This window comes from Streptomyces sp. HNM0574, from assembly GCF_012726235.1.
Classification (GTDB): Bacteria; Actinomycetota; Actinomycetes; order Streptomycetales; family Streptomycetaceae; genus Streptomyces.
The window spans coordinates 60,387-73,534 of sequence record NZ_JAASAH010000009.1; the positions used below are offsets into that span (position 1 = coordinate 60,387).

Consider the following 13,148-nt stretch of genomic DNA (forward strand, 5'->3'; position numbering starts at 1 on the left):
TGGAGGATGCGGATACCGCGGGGTGCCCGGAGCCGAGGTTATGGGGCACGCGAGGGAAGGAAGGCGGCCGGCCCGGACGGTGGGCAACTTCCGTGCGATGTCCGGGAGTTGACGCAGCACCCCGGGCCTGCACGGACGGACCCGCTCCCCGTCGGCACCCGGCAGCCCGCGTATCCGGCGCCGGGCAGGAGCAGTTGACGTGCCCGCCGGAACCGCCACCCGCTCAGTGCCCCGTCCAGTCCGGCACCCACACGTCCTCCGGGGCCGGCGGTGCGGTGGTGCGCAGGTGGTCGCGCAGTGCGGTCAGTACGGGGTGCCGGTCTCCGGTGCGGGAGAGCAGGGTGTGCGGGTAGACCGGGGTGGGGTCGTGCAGCGGGATGCGGCGCAGGTCGTGGGTGTGGGGCCACAGGTAGCGGTCGCCGGTGCCGACGAGGGTGGCCAGGGAGGCCGAGTCGGCGAGGGCGTCCATGAGGGCCTCGTCGCCGAAGTGGGGGCCGAGTGCGTCGACGCTCAGGCCGAAGGTCTCGGACAGCGCCTGGTAGTACGCCGCCCACTCCGTGCCGGGTCTGATCCCGGGAATCCAGATGCGGTGGCCCGCCAGCTCCGCCGGACGGACGCGGGGCGCGTCCGCCAGCGGGTGGGCGGGGCCGACGAGGAGCTCCAGGGGCGCGTCCAGGAGCCGTTCGGCGCTGATCCCGGCCGGGACCCGGCCCCCGGGCAGGGCGCGGAAGGACGCGTCGACCGTCCCGTCGAGCACCGCCCGGGCGGCCTGGGCGGCGTTCTCCTCGCCCAGTGTGACGGCGTCGAGCTCCGTCCCGGGCCGGGAGCGGTAGAAGCGGTAGACGGCCTGGGCCGGGGCGATGCGCCGGTTGAGGACGTCGACGCGCAGGGGCCGTCCGCCGGGGCGCACGGACTGTTCGGCCTGCGCGACGGCGGCCAGGACCTTCCTGGCGTGCGGCAGGAGGACCTGCCCGTCCAGGCTCGGCCGGGAGCCGCGGGAGGTCCGCACCAGGAGCGTCACCCCGAGGTGCTTCTCCAGTGCCGCGATCCGTTTGGAGACCGCCTGCTGGCTGATCCCGAGCTCGTCCGCCGCCGCCTGGAACTGGCCGCTGCCGGCGACGACCACGTACGTCCGTAGCGCTTCCACATCCACGCACCCAGCCTAGTTTCACAACGATGGGTTGTTACGGGCCGGTCGTGCGGTTGTTTGATCAGGCGCTCCGCTGGGTGGTGAGCTCGGCGCATGTCCACGCGTACCGAGCAGATCATGTATGTCCAAACACCCGAATTCGCCCGCCACATGGAGCGCGTCGCGGAGGTGACCGACGCGACGTCCCGGCTGAACGTGCTGCCGTTCGGCGACACCGTGGGCCGCGCGGAACTCCTTTCCGTTGTGTTCGGCGGTCCGCTCCCGGAGTCGGTGACGGTCTACCCGCCGTTCTTCACCGAGTGCGGGCTGCACACGGCCTTCGGGGAGCGGGTCTTCGTCAACCAGGGCTGCACGTTCATGGACAGGGGCGGCATCCGGATCGGCGACGACGTCATGATCGCCCCGAAGGCCAGCCTCATCACCGGGGGCCACCCGCTGCCCCTCGCCGAGCGCCGCGCGTACCTCTCCCTCGCCCCGATCGTCATCGAGGACGACGTCTGGATCGGCGCGGGCGCGACCGTCACGCAGGGAGTGACCGTCGGCGCGGGCGCGGTGGTCGCCGCCGGGGCGGTCGTCACGCGCGACGTTCCCGCCCGCACCCTGGTCGCGGGCGTGCCCGCGCGGGTGGTCAGGACGATCGGCTGAGGGACGCCGGATACGGGTCCCGGAAGGTGAACGCGTCGGGGCCCGGGCCGTGTTGGCGGATCCGGGTCACCCGGTCCATCGCCTCGGCGACGGTGGGGCGGTGGCCCGCGGGGATCCACCACAGGGCCTGGTGCGGCTCGGCCATGCGGTGGAACCACTCGCGGCGGCGGCCGAGGACGCGCAGGTGGTCGCTGTGGTAGGTGAAGTTCCGGAGCGCTTCGACGGACTCCCAGACCGAGCAGTTGATCAGCAGGTAGTCGTCCTCCCCCTCGGGGCGGATGCCGGTGGCCTCCTCACCGCCCTCGTCGACCAGGCGCCAGACGAAGCCGGGGCTGCGGTCGGCGAGTGCGTTGATCTCCGGCAACTGGGCGACGAAACCGGCCAGTTCGGGGCTGTCCAGCGGGGCGACGATGCGGCCGACGTTGACCTGGGCCAGGTGGGACTCAGTCATGGGCCCAGCATGGCCCGGCCCGTTCTCTATAGTCAATCAGTTTTCTTTTTAGAAAGGGACACACAGCAGCCGCCGGGGCACGGGTCCATCGACGGGAACCACTCGCCGGGCGCCAGGCCCTCGACGAGCGCCAGGTTCATCCCGCAGATCAGCGCGGGGAACTCGGTGGCCAGCGCGTGGAAGGGGCAGTTCCGCAGCCGCAGCGTCCCCCCGTCCCAGAAGGGCTGGTAGCCGCGGGCGCGCAGCGCCTCCACGACGTCGTCGGCGGCCGCGTCCGGCGCCCCCGCGCCCGCGGCCCGCGCCGCCGCCTGCAACTCCCGGTCCAGGCCCGCCTCTTCGAGCACCTCGGCGAGCAGCAGCCCGGCGTCGCCGTACGCCCTGGGCGGCAGCGAGACGGCGTGTTCGCCCTCGGAGCGCCGGTACACCTTCGCGGGGCGCCCGGCGCCGGGCCCGGTACGTCCGGACAGCCGCCGGAAGGACACCGTCAGCAGCCCGGCCTCGGCCAGCTTGTCCAGATGGAAGGCGGCCAGGGAGCGGGACACCCCGGCCGCTTCGGCGGCCGCGTCCCGGCCCACCTCGTCGGGCGCTGCGGCCACGTACCGGTACAGGCGGCGGCGCACGGGGTCGCCCAGGACGCCCAGGACGTCGAGGGTGCGGTCGTCGGCGGAGTCGTCAGCAGTCACCCTCCGAGCCTATGACCGCGGGCACGCGCGCGGCCGGGTGCGGTGGTACCGCACCCGGCCGCTCCGTCCCCTGCCTCGGCGGGAACGCTCAGTCGGTGAACTTCTCGTCCCTCCGGGCCTTTTCGGCCAGCAGGGCCGGGACCGCGAAGCGGTCGCCGTAGCGCTCCCGGAGCTCCTCGGCGCGGGCGACGAAGCCGCGGATGCCGTGCTCTCCGCCGGTGACGCTCTCGTAGCCGTTGATGTACTGGATGACGCCGCCGGTCCACGGCGGGAAGCCGATGCCCATGATGGAGCCGATGTTGGCGTCCGCGACGGAGGTGAGGACGCCCTCCTCGAAGAGGCGGACGGTGTCCAGCGCCTCGGAGAAGAGCATCCGCTCGCGCATGTCCTCGAAGGGGATCCGCGGCGCCTTCCCGTCGGCGGGGCCGAAGTGTTCGCGCAGTCCGGGCCAGAGCGCGCCGCGGCTGCCGTCCTCGCCGTACTCGTAGAAGCCGGCGCCGCCGCTGCGGCCGGTGCGGCCGAACTCGTCGACCATGCGGTCGATGACCTTGTCCGCGGGGTGCTCGGGCCAGTCGACGCCCTCGGCCTCCAGCGCGCGGCGCGTCTCGTCGCGGATCTTGCGCGGAAGGGTGAGGGTCAGCTCGTCCATCAGGGAGAGGACCTTGGCCGGGTAACCGGCCTGCGCCGCGGCCTGTTCGACGGTGGCGGGCTCGACGCCCTCGCCGACCAGGGCCACGCCCTCGTTGATGAAGTGGCCGATCACGCGCGAGGTGAAGAAGCCGCGCGAGTCCTTGACCACGATCGGCGTCTTCTTGATCTGCTGCACCAGGTCGAAGGCCCGGGCCAGCGCCTCGTCCCCGGTCTTCTCACCGGTGATGATCTCGACCAGCGGCATCTTGTCGACCGGCGAGAAGAAGTGCAGGCCGATGAAGTCCCGCTGCCGCTCGACGCCTTCGGCGAGCGTGGTGATCGGCAGGGTGGAGGTGTTGGAGCACAGCAGCGCGTCCGCGTCGACGATGCCCTCGATCTCCTGGAACACCTTGTGCTTGAGCGCCGGGTCCTCGAAGACGGCCTCGATGACGGCGTCGCAGCCCGCGACGGCCTGCGGGTCGGCGGTCGGGGTGATCCGGGCGAGCAGCGCGTCCCGCTTGGCCTCGGTGGTCTTCCCGCGCGCGAGCGCCTTGGCGAGCAGACCCTCGGAGTACGCCTTGCCCTTGTCGGCCGCCTCCTGGGTGACGTCCTTGAGGACGACCTCGATCCCGGCCTTGGCGCAGGTGTAGGCGATGCCCGCGCCCATCATCCCGGCACCGAGGACGGCGACCTTGCGCACCGTGCGCTTCTCTGTGATGTCGGCGCCCCGCGGCCGACTGCGTCCCGCGTTGACGGCCTGAAGGTCGAAGAAGAACGCCTGGATCATGTTCTTCGAGGTCTGGCCGGTGACCAGCTCCACGAAGTACCGGGCCTCGATGTCCTGCGCGGTCTCGAAGTCGACCTGGGAGCCCTCGACGGCGGCGGCCAGGATGTTGCGCTGGGCCGGGTACGGGGCGCCGCTGGTCTGCTTCTTGAGGTTGGCGGGGAAGGCCGGGAGGTTCGCCGCGAACTTGGGGTGCGCGGGCGTGCCCCCGGGGATCTTGTAGCCCTTCTCGTCCCAGGGCTGCCGGGACTCCGGGTTGGCCTCGATGAACGCGCGGGCAGCGGCGTACATCTCCTCCTCCGTGGCCACCACCTCGTGCACCAGGCCCTTCTCCTTGGCCTTGGCCGGGAAGTACTGCTGGCCCTGGAGGAGCACGTTCAGCAGCGCGTCGGCGATGCCGAGCAGCCGGACCGTACGGGTCACGCCGCCGCCCCCGGGGAGCAGGCCGAGGGTCGACTCGGGGCAGCCGATCTTGGAGCCCTTCGCGTCCAGCGCGACGCGGTGGTGGCAGGCGAGGGCGATCTCCAGGCCGCCGCCGAGCGCGGCGCCGTTGATGGCGGCGACGACGGGCTTGCCGAGGGTCTCGATGCGGCGCAGGTCGCGCTTGATGCCCTGGCCGGCCTCGTAGACCTGCTGGGCGTCCTCGGGGCGCGCGGCGATGAGGGTGTGCAGGTCGCCGCCCGCGAAGAAGGTCTTCTTGGCGGAGGCGAAGATGACGCCGCGGATGCTGTCGGCCTCGGCTTCGAGCCGGTCGGCGACGGCGGTGAGGGAGGCCTTGAAGGTCTCGTTCATGGTGTTGGCCGACTGGGCGGGATCGTCGAGGGTGAGGGTGACGATGCCGTCGCTGTCACGGTCCCAGCGGATCGCGTTCGCTTCGGGTGTGGCTGGCATGGCGTGGCTCTCCAAGGGGTCTTCGGGCCGGGGTGTCCCCGGGCCGAGAGGTCTGCGGTCGGGCGGTGGTGCCCGGCGGGGCCGGGGCGACGCGCTACAGGCGTTCGATGACGGTGGCGATGCCCATGCCGCCGCCGACGCAGAGCGTGGCGAGGCCGTAGCGCTGGTCGCGGCGCTCCAGTTCGTCGATGAGGGTGCCGACGATCATGGCTCCGGTGGCGCCGAGCGGGTGGCCCATGGCGATGGCCCCGCCGTTGACGTTGACCTTGTCCAGCGGGAGTTCCATGTCCTTGACGAAGCGCAGCACGACGGCCGCGAACGCCTCGTTGATCTCGACGAGGTCGAGGTCGCCGACGGTCAGCCCGGCCTTGGCGAGCGCCTTGCGGGCCGCGGGCGCGGGCCCGGTGAGCATGATCGTCGGGTCGGCGCCGGAGACCGCGGCGGAGAGGATGCGGGCCCGCGGCTCCAGCCCGTAGCGCTTGCCGACCTCGGCGTTGCCGATCGCGGTGAGCGCCGAACCGTCCACGATGCCCGAGGAGTTGCCCGCGTGGTGGACGTGGTCGATCTTCTCCACCCAGTGGTACTTCTGGAGCGCGACGGCGTCGAAGCCGCCCATGTCGCCGATGCCCGCGAAGGAGGGCTTGAGCGCGGCGAGGGAGTCGGCGGTGGTGCCCGGGCGGATGTGCTCGTCCCGGTCGAGGACGGTCAGCCCGTTGCGGTCGGTGACGGGGACGACGGAGCGCGCGAAGCGGCCGTCCTTCCACGCCTCGGCGGCCAGTTCCTGGGAGCGGGCCGCGTACTCGTCGACGTCGCGGCGGGAGAAGCCCTCGACGGTGGCGATCAGGTCGGCGCCGATGCCCTGCGGGACGAAGCCGGTCTCGAAGCTGGTCATCGGGTCCATGGCCCAGGCGCCGCCGTCGGTGCCCAGCGGCACGCGGGACATGGACTCCACGCCGCCCGCGAGGATCAGGTCCTCCCAGCCCGAACGCACCTTCGCCGCCGCGAGGTTGACGGCCTCCAGGCCCGAGGCACAGAACCTGTTCTCCTGGACGCCCGCGACGGTGTCCGGGAGTCCGGCCGCGATGGCGGAGATCTTGGCGATGTCGGAGCCCTGGTCGCCGACGGGGCCGACGACGCCGAGGACGATGTCGTCGATCGCGGCCGGGTCCAGCCCGGGGAAGCGGCGGCGCAGCTCGTGGATGAGGCCGACGACGAGGTCGATGGGCTTGGTGCCGTGCAGGGAACCGTTGGCCTTCCCGCGCCCGCGCGGGGTGCGGATGGCGTCGTAGACGTACGCTTCGGTGCTCAAGGTCGGGCCTTTCGGGGTGGGTTCGGGCCGTTTCGGGGTTCCGGGAGGGGCTCAGCCGAGCAGCGAGCGGCCGATGATCTCCTTCATGATCTCGGTCGTCCCGCCGTAGATGGTCTGGATGCGGCCGTCGGTGTACGCCTTCGCGACGCGGTACTCGTTCATGTAGCCGTAGCCGCCGTGCAGTTGCAGGCAGCGGTCGGCGACCCGCTTCTGGAGCTCGGTCGCCCACCACTTGGCCATCGAGGCGTGCACGGCGTCCAGTTCACCCTTGGCGTGGTCCTCGATGCAGCGGTCCAGGAAGCTGCGGGTGACGGCGCACTCGGTGGCCATCTCGGCGATCTCGAAGCGGATGTGCTGGAGCTTCGCCAGCGGACGGCCGAAGGCCTCGCGCTCCTTGACGTACGTCTTGGTCGTCTCCAGCAGCTCCTCGGACGCGGTGATCGCGGCGACGGCGATGGCCATCCGCTCCTGCGCGAGGTTGGTCATCAGGTGGAGGAAGGCGCCGTCCCGCTCGCCGAGCAGGTTCTCCTTGGGGACCTTGACGTCGTGGAAGAACAACTCGGCGGTGTCCTGGGACTTCTGGCCGATCTTGTCGAGGTTCCGGCCCCGCTCGAAGCCCTCCATGCCCCGCTCGACGACGAGCAGGCTCAGGCCGTGCGCCCCGCCGTCCGGCGTCGTACTGGCGACGACCACGACGAGGTCGGCCAGGTGGCCGTTGGAGATGAAGGTCTTGGAGCCGTTGAGCAGGAAGTGGTCGCCCTTGTCCTCGGCCGAGGTGCGGATGCCCTGGAGGTCGGAGCCGGCGCCCGGCTCGGTCATCGCGATGGCGGTGATCGTCTCGCCGGTGCAGAAGCCCGGCAGCCAGCGGCGCTTCTGCTCGTCGGTGGCGAGCGAGGTGAGGTACGGGCCGACGATGTCGTTGTGCAGGCCGACGGCGAGACCGGCGGCACCGGCGCGCGCGAACTCCTCGGCGAGGACGGCGCCGTAGCGGAAGTCGTCCACTCCCCCGCCGCCGAACTCCTCGGGCACGGCGATGCCCAGCAGCCCCTGCCGGCCCGCGGCCAGCCACGCCTCGCGGGAGACGATGCCGTCCCGCTCCCACTGCTCGTAGTGCGGCTGAACCTCCTTGGTGAGGAAGGTCCGCACGGTCTGCCGGAAGGCCTCGTGGTCCTCGGTGTAGATCTGGCGCTGCATGCGTTCGGCGCTCCTTCGGGCCCGCGGCCGGGGCGGCGGGTGCTCGGAAATGCGGGTGGGGTGCTCGTTCAGCGCGGCGCGTCCAGGCCCGGTACGTCCCAGTCGCGGGCGACCTCGGCGGTGTGCGCGCCGGGTTCGGCGGGCGGGCGGCGGACCGCTCCCGGGGTGGCGGAGAAGCGGGGCGCGGGTGCGGGCTGGGTGAGGCCGGCGTGCTCCACGAAGGTGCCGCGCGCGGCCAGTTGGGGGTGCGCGGGCGCCTCGCGGAGCGAGAGGACGGGCGCGACGCAGGCGTCCGAGCCGGCGAAGACCTCGTCCCACTCGTCGCGGGTGCGGGTGGCGAAGCGGGTGGCGACGGCGTCCCGGAGGGCGCCCCAGGCGGCGAAGTCGTTCCGGTCGGGCACCTCCGCGCCGTCCTCGCCCAGGCCGAGCAGGCGGACGAACTCGGCGTAGAACTGCGGCTCCAGGGCGCCGACGGCCATGTGCCCGCCGTCCGAGGTCGCGTACACCCCGTAGAACGGGCTGCCGCCGTCCAGCAGGTTGCTGCCGCGCCGGTCCTGCCAGCTGCCGGCGGCGAGCATGCCGTGCAGCATGGCGCTGAGGTGGCTCGTCCCGTCGACGATGGCGGCGTCCACGACCTGGCCCGCGCCGTCCTCCCGCGCGGCGTGCTGAAGCGCGGCCAGGATGCCGATGACGAGGTAGAGGGAGCCGCCCGCGTAGTCGCCGAGCAGGTTCGCGGGCGCGTACGGCGGGCCGTCGGCCGAGCCGGTGATGCCGAGCGCGCCGGTGACGGCGATGTACCCGATGTCGTGCCCGGCCGTGTGCGCGAGCGGGCCGTCCTGGCCCCAGCCGGTCATCCGGCCGTACACCAGGCGGCCGTTGCGGGCGAGGCACGCGTCGGGGCCGAGGCCGAGCCGTTCGGCGACGCCGGGGCGGTAGCCCTCGATGAGGATGTCGGCGCGCTCGACCAGGTCGAGGGCCGTGCGCAGCCCGTCCTCGCTCTTCAGGTCGAGGACGACGGACCGTTTGTTGCGGTTGGTGACGTCCTTGGCGGGCTCGATGCCCAGGGCGCTCCCGCCGGGACGGTCCACGCGTACGACGTCCGCGCCCAGGTCGGCGAGGAGCATCGCCGCGAACGGTCCGGGTCCGATCCCGGCCAGTTCCACGACGCGCACTCCGGCGAGCGGGCCGCCCCTGCCGTGCTCTTCCGCTGTCGTCATCAAGCCCCCAGCCGTGTGACACAACTGATGTAACACCGGTGATGCTAAGAACGCGCCGCGCCCACCACAAGCCCCGGACGGCACCCGGTACCCCTCCCGGCGGTGGCGTGCGCCACAACCCCCGTGCACCGCAGGCGAGTTGCCCTCTTCCCAGCCCCGCCGAGGCTGCGTAATCTTGCCGAAAAGCCCGCCCAAAACTGCAACTTCACTCACTCACACCCGTACCGACCGAGAGGTGGCCGAGGTGGCCGACAGCACGCACATGGAGCAGGAACTGCGCAGCCAGCCCGGCACCTGGCGGGAGGCGGCGCGGATCGGTGCGGACAGCGGGCGGCTGCCCGCGCCGGGGGCGCGCGTCGCGGTCGTGGGCTGCGGGACGTCGTGGTTCATGGCGAAGGCGTACGCGGCGCTGCGGGAGTCCTCGGGGCTGGGCGTGACGGACGCCTTCGCCGCCTCCGAGGCGTTCCTCGGCGCGGACCGCGGCTACGACGCCGTGCTCGCGCTCTCCCGCTCGGGCACGACGACGGAGGTGCTGCGCCTGCTGGAGTCCGTCGACGGCCGAATACCCGCGGTGGCCGTCGTCGGCGCGGCCGACAGCCCCGCCGCGCTGCTCGCCGACACCGCGATCGCGCTGCCCTTCGCCGACGAACTCTCCGTCGTCCAGACCCGGTTCGCCACGACGGCGCTCGCCCTGCTCCGCGCCCACCTGGGCCAGGACCTGACCGCCGCCTTCGGGGACGCCGAGGACGCGCTGGCCGCGCCCGTGGAACCGCGCTGGACGGAGGCCGAGCAGTTCACCTTCCTCGGCACGGGCTGGTGCGCGGGCCTGGCCGACGAGGCCGCGCTGAAGATGCGGGAGGCGTCCCAGAGCTGGACGGAGTCCTACCCGGCGATGGAGTACCGGCACGGCCCCGTCGCCGTCGCCGCGCCGGGCCGGGTGACGTGGACGCTGGGGCCCGCGCCCGAGGGCCTGGCCGGTGAAGTGGCCCGTACCGGCGCCGAGTTCGTCGCGCACCCCCGGGACCCGATGGCCGAGCTCGTGCTGGTGCAGCGCGTCGCGCTGGAGCGCGCCCGCGCCCGCGGCCTGGACCCGGACCACCCCCGCGCCCTCACCCGCTCCGTCCAGCTCGGCCCGCACTGAGGCGCGGTGCCGCCCGCCCGCTCCGTCCTGTCCGTGCTCCGTGCTCCGTGCTCCGTGAAGGGGAGTCCAGGCCATGCCGCTCGTATCCACCGCGTCCCTCGTCGAGTCGGCCCGCGCGGCCGGGTGCGGGGCGCTCGCGTTCAACGTGATCCATCTGGAGACCGCCGAGGCGCTGGTCGCCGCGGCCGAGCGCAGCGGGGTGCCGGTGACGCTCCAGATCAGCGAGAACTGCGTGCGCTACCACGGGAGTCTGCTGCCGATCGCGCGCGCCTGCCTCGCGCTCGCCGAGTCCTCGACGGCCCGGGTCTCGGTGCACCTGGACCACATCACCGACCCGGCGCTGGCCCGCGAGGGCGTCACGGCGGGCATCGACTCGGTCATGATCGACGCCTCCGCGCTGCCGTACGAGGAGAACGTCGCCACCACCGCGGGCCTCACCGCCTGGTGCCACGAGCGCGGGGTGTCCGTCGAGGCCGAACTGGGCGAGGTCGGCGGCAAGGACGGCGTGCACGCGCCCGGGGCGCGCACCGATCCGGGCGAGGCGGCGGCCTTCGTCGCCGCCACCGGGGTGGACGCGCTGGCCGTCGCCGTCGGCTCCTCGCACGCCATGCGGGAGCGCACCGCCGTTCTGGACAAGGAGCTGATCCGGGCGCTGCGGCGGAGCCTCACGGTGCCGCTGGTGCTGCACGGCTCCTCGGGCGTCGCCGACGAGGAGCTGCGCGCGGCGATCGGCGCCGGCATGACGAAGGTCAACATCTCGACGCACCTGGTGTCCGTGTTCACCGGCAGCGTCCGCGCCACGCTCGGCGCCGACCCGGAGCTGAACGACTCGCGCAAGTACGTCGCACCCGCCCGCGCCGCGGTGACCGACGAGGCCGCCCGCCTGCTGGGCGCGCTGGGCACCCGCGCCCCGGCCCGGACCGCACCCGTTCACCCCAACTGACGTACGGATACGGTCAGTTGAGCACCGGCACACATGAAACCCCGCGCGTGCGGGGCATGCATGAGAAGCGCCCCGGAGGGGTGGGGCCGCGCCGCTCCCCCGACTGCGGCGCGGCACACTCGCCCTCCGGGGCGCGGTCGCGTGATCCTCTCCGGGGGACACAAGTACCGCCCGGGGGACCGAAGATGTTCCTGAGAACTTCCGTTCTCGCCGAAGGCACTGTAAACGTTGAGAACGACGGTTCTCAAGGGGTGGCGGAAACCACGCATGACTGACACGGCAACATTCGAGGAACGCGTACTCGCCGCGGCGGACGCCCTCTTCTACGCGCACGGCGTCAACGCCGTGGGCATGGACCGCATCCGGGACGCCGCCGGCGTCACCCTCCGGCGCCTCTACCAGTGCTTCCCCTCCAAGGGCGCGCTCGTCGAGGCAGTGCTACGCCGGCGGGACACCCACTACCGCGCCGCGCTCACCGAGTTCGTCACGAACGCGGCCCGCGAGCCGCGACAGCGCGTGCTGGCCGTCTTCGACTGGATGCACGGCTGGTGCGAGCAACCCGGCTTCCGGGGCTGCGCGTTCCTCAACGCCTTCGGCGAACTCGGCGCCGGTTCCGAAGGAGTCGCCCGCGCCGTCCGCGACAGCAAGAACGCGCTCCGCCGCTACCTGCGGCAGCTCGCCTCCGAAGCGGGCGTACGGGACCCGGAGCCCGTGGCCGACCAGCTGCTGCTGCTCTTCGACGGCGCGGCCTCCGTCGCCGCCGTCCGGAACTGCCCCGAGGCCGCCCGGCACGCCCGCGCCGCCGCCGAGGCGCTGCTCGACGCGCACGGGAGCCCCGCGTGAAGCGGCACGAGCGGATGAACGCGCTGCTCGAACTCCTCGGCGAGCACGGCCGGCTGGACGTGGAACAGGCCGCCGAAGCGCTCGCGGTCTCGGCCGCGACGGCCCGCCGCGACATGGACACCCTCGCCGAACAGCAGCTGCTGACCCGCACCCGGGGCGGCGCCGTGCTCGGCTCCGTCGCCTACGACCTGCCGATCCGGTACAAGCGCAGCCGCCGCGCCGGGCAGAAGCAGGCGATAGCCCGCGCCGCGGCCCGGCTCGTCCGCCCCGGCGAGACCGTCGGCCTCAGCGGCGGCACGACGACGACGGAGATCGCCCGCGCGCTCGCCACCCGCCCCGAGTTCGCCGAGAGCGGCCCGCTGCCCCGGCTGACGGTGGTCACCAACTCGCTGAACATCGCGCACGAACTGGCCGTGCGCCCGCAGATCAAGACCGTCGTGACGGGCGGCGTCGCGCACTCCCGCTCCTTCGAACTGACCGGCCCCTTCAGCGAGTCGGTGCTGCGCCAGGTCAGCCTGGACACCGCCTTCATCGGCGCGAACGGCGTCGACCCCGAGGCGGGCGCCACCGTCCACGACGAGGCCGAGGCGGGCGTCAACCGGCTGATGGCCGAGCGCGCCGCACGCGCCGTCGTGGCCGCCGACCGCTCCAAGCTCGGGGTGCGGTGCTTCGCGCTGGTGGGCGGCGCCGAGCTGTTCAGCACCTTCCTCACCGACGGCCCCGTCCCGGCCGAGACCCGCGACCGCTTCGAGGCGAGCGGCCTCCGCGTCCTGGAGACCCCGCGGGAGGAGGACTGAGCCGCCGGCCTCAGTCCGGCCGGTGCGCCACCACGTTGACGACCTTGCCGTTCGGGTCGCGGACGAAGAAGCGGCGCACGCCCCACGGTTCGTCGCGGGGCGGCATCACGATCTCGGCGCCGGCGGCGGCCAGTTCGGCGTGCAGCGGGTCGACGGCGGCGACGTCCTCGATCTCGACGCTCAGATCCGGCTCCACGGCCTCCGCGGCGTTCTCGTCGAAGAAGGTGACCTGCGCGGTGGGGTTCGAGGGCGAGGCCATCGTCACCACCCAGCCCAGGTCCATGACCTCCACCAGGCCGAGCCTGCCGTAGAACCGCTTGCTCTCCTCCAGCGCGCCGGACCGGATGTCGGGCATCACCCTGCGGATTCCCACCTGCGCTCCCACGGATCGGATTCACGAATCACGGCCGCGCCGCTCGGGGCACGGCCGCCCGAGCCTCTCACGCGGACGCGGCCCGCGCGGGCGCTTC

At 72.9% G+C, this 13,148-nt stretch carries 13 protein-coding genes; 5 read left to right on the plus strand and 8 right to left on the minus strand.

Annotated features, from left to right (window positions below; genetic code table 11):
- Positions 1-223: 223 nt before the first annotated feature.
- Positions 224-1,153 (minus strand): LysR family transcriptional regulator, encoded by a 930-nt coding sequence (locus HCC30_RS16900; RefSeq protein ID WP_169443396.1) that lies wholly within the window; start codon positions 1,151-1,153, stop codon positions 224-226.
- 114 nt (positions 1,154-1,267) lie between these two features.
- On the opposite strand from HCC30_RS16900, the gene HCC30_RS16905 reads away from it, so the two are divergent.
- The gene (locus HCC30_RS16905; protein WP_206323949.1) at positions 1,268-1,795 is read left to right on the plus strand and encodes a DapH/DapD/GlmU-related protein; all 528 of its coding nucleotides are present in this window, start codon (positions 1,268-1,270) and stop codon (positions 1,793-1,795) included.
- Here the strand turns inward: HCC30_RS16905 and HCC30_RS16910 are convergent.
- From HCC30_RS16910 to HCC30_RS16935, 6 genes are all read right to left on the minus strand, one after another.
- The gene (locus tag HCC30_RS16910; protein WP_169443398.1) at positions 1,779-2,246 is read right to left on the minus strand and encodes a DUF3291 domain-containing protein; all 468 of its coding nucleotides are present in this window, start codon (positions 2,244-2,246) and stop codon (positions 1,779-1,781) included. The two genes, HCC30_RS16905 and HCC30_RS16910, sit on opposite strands and share 17 nt — an antisense overlap.
- 32 nt (positions 2,247-2,278) lie before the next feature.
- The gene (locus tag HCC30_RS16915; RefSeq protein ID WP_169443399.1) at positions 2,279-2,929 is read right to left on the minus strand and encodes a helix-turn-helix domain-containing protein; all 651 of its coding nucleotides are present in this window, start codon (positions 2,927-2,929) and stop codon (positions 2,279-2,281) included.
- Between the two features lie 88 nt (positions 2,930-3,017).
- The gene (locus tag HCC30_RS16920) at positions 3,018-5,234 is read right to left on the minus strand and encodes a 3-hydroxyacyl-CoA dehydrogenase NAD-binding domain-containing protein (protein ID WP_169443400.1); all 2,217 of its coding nucleotides are present in this window, start codon (positions 5,232-5,234) and stop codon (positions 3,018-3,020) included.
- A gap of 94 nt (positions 5,235-5,328) precedes the next feature.
- Positions 5,329-6,543, minus strand: coding sequence for an acetyl-CoA C-acetyltransferase (locus tag HCC30_RS16925; protein WP_169443401.1), 1,215 nt, complete (start codon positions 6,541-6,543; stop codon positions 5,329-5,331).
- A 51-nt stretch (positions 6,544-6,594) separates the two neighbouring features.
- Positions 6,595-7,737 (minus strand): acyl-CoA dehydrogenase family protein, encoded by a 1,143-nt coding sequence (locus tag HCC30_RS16930; protein WP_169443402.1) that lies wholly within the window; start codon positions 7,735-7,737, stop codon positions 6,595-6,597.
- Positions 7,738-7,805: 68 nt separating this feature from the next.
- The gene (locus HCC30_RS16935; RefSeq protein WP_169443403.1) at positions 7,806-8,954 is read right to left on the minus strand and encodes a CaiB/BaiF CoA-transferase family protein; all 1,149 of its coding nucleotides are present in this window, start codon (positions 8,952-8,954) and stop codon (positions 7,806-7,808) included.
- A 244-nt stretch (positions 8,955-9,198) separates the two neighbouring features.
- Between HCC30_RS16935 and HCC30_RS16940 the strand changes: the two genes are divergently transcribed.
- From HCC30_RS16940 to HCC30_RS16955, 4 genes are all read left to right on the plus strand, one after another.
- Positions 9,199-10,095 (plus strand): SIS domain-containing protein, encoded by an 897-nt coding sequence (locus HCC30_RS16940; RefSeq protein ID WP_169443404.1) that lies wholly within the window; start codon positions 9,199-9,201, stop codon positions 10,093-10,095.
- 73 nt (positions 10,096-10,168) lie between these two features.
- Complete coding sequence (locus HCC30_RS16945; protein WP_169443405.1) at positions 10,169-11,038, plus strand: class II fructose-bisphosphate aldolase; 870 nt, start codon at positions 10,169-10,171, stop codon at positions 11,036-11,038.
- A gap of 267 nt (positions 11,039-11,305) precedes the next feature.
- Entirely contained in the window at positions 11,306-11,881 is a 576-nt protein-coding gene (locus HCC30_RS16950) for a TetR/AcrR family transcriptional regulator (RefSeq protein WP_169443406.1), read from the plus strand.
- Complete coding sequence (locus HCC30_RS16955; RefSeq protein WP_169443407.1) at positions 11,878-12,678, plus strand: DeoR/GlpR family DNA-binding transcription regulator; 801 nt, start codon at positions 11,878-11,880, stop codon at positions 12,676-12,678. Before HCC30_RS16950 ends, HCC30_RS16955 begins: the two co-directional genes overlap by 4 nt.
- 10 nt (positions 12,679-12,688) lie before the next feature.
- Here HCC30_RS16955 and HCC30_RS16960 read toward each other — a convergent pair whose 3' ends face one another.
- On the minus strand, positions 12,689-13,051 hold the full coding sequence (locus HCC30_RS16960; RefSeq protein WP_169443408.1) for a VOC family protein: 363 nt from the start codon (positions 13,049-13,051) through the stop codon (positions 12,689-12,691).
- Between the last annotated feature and the right edge of the window lie 97 nt (positions 13,052-13,148).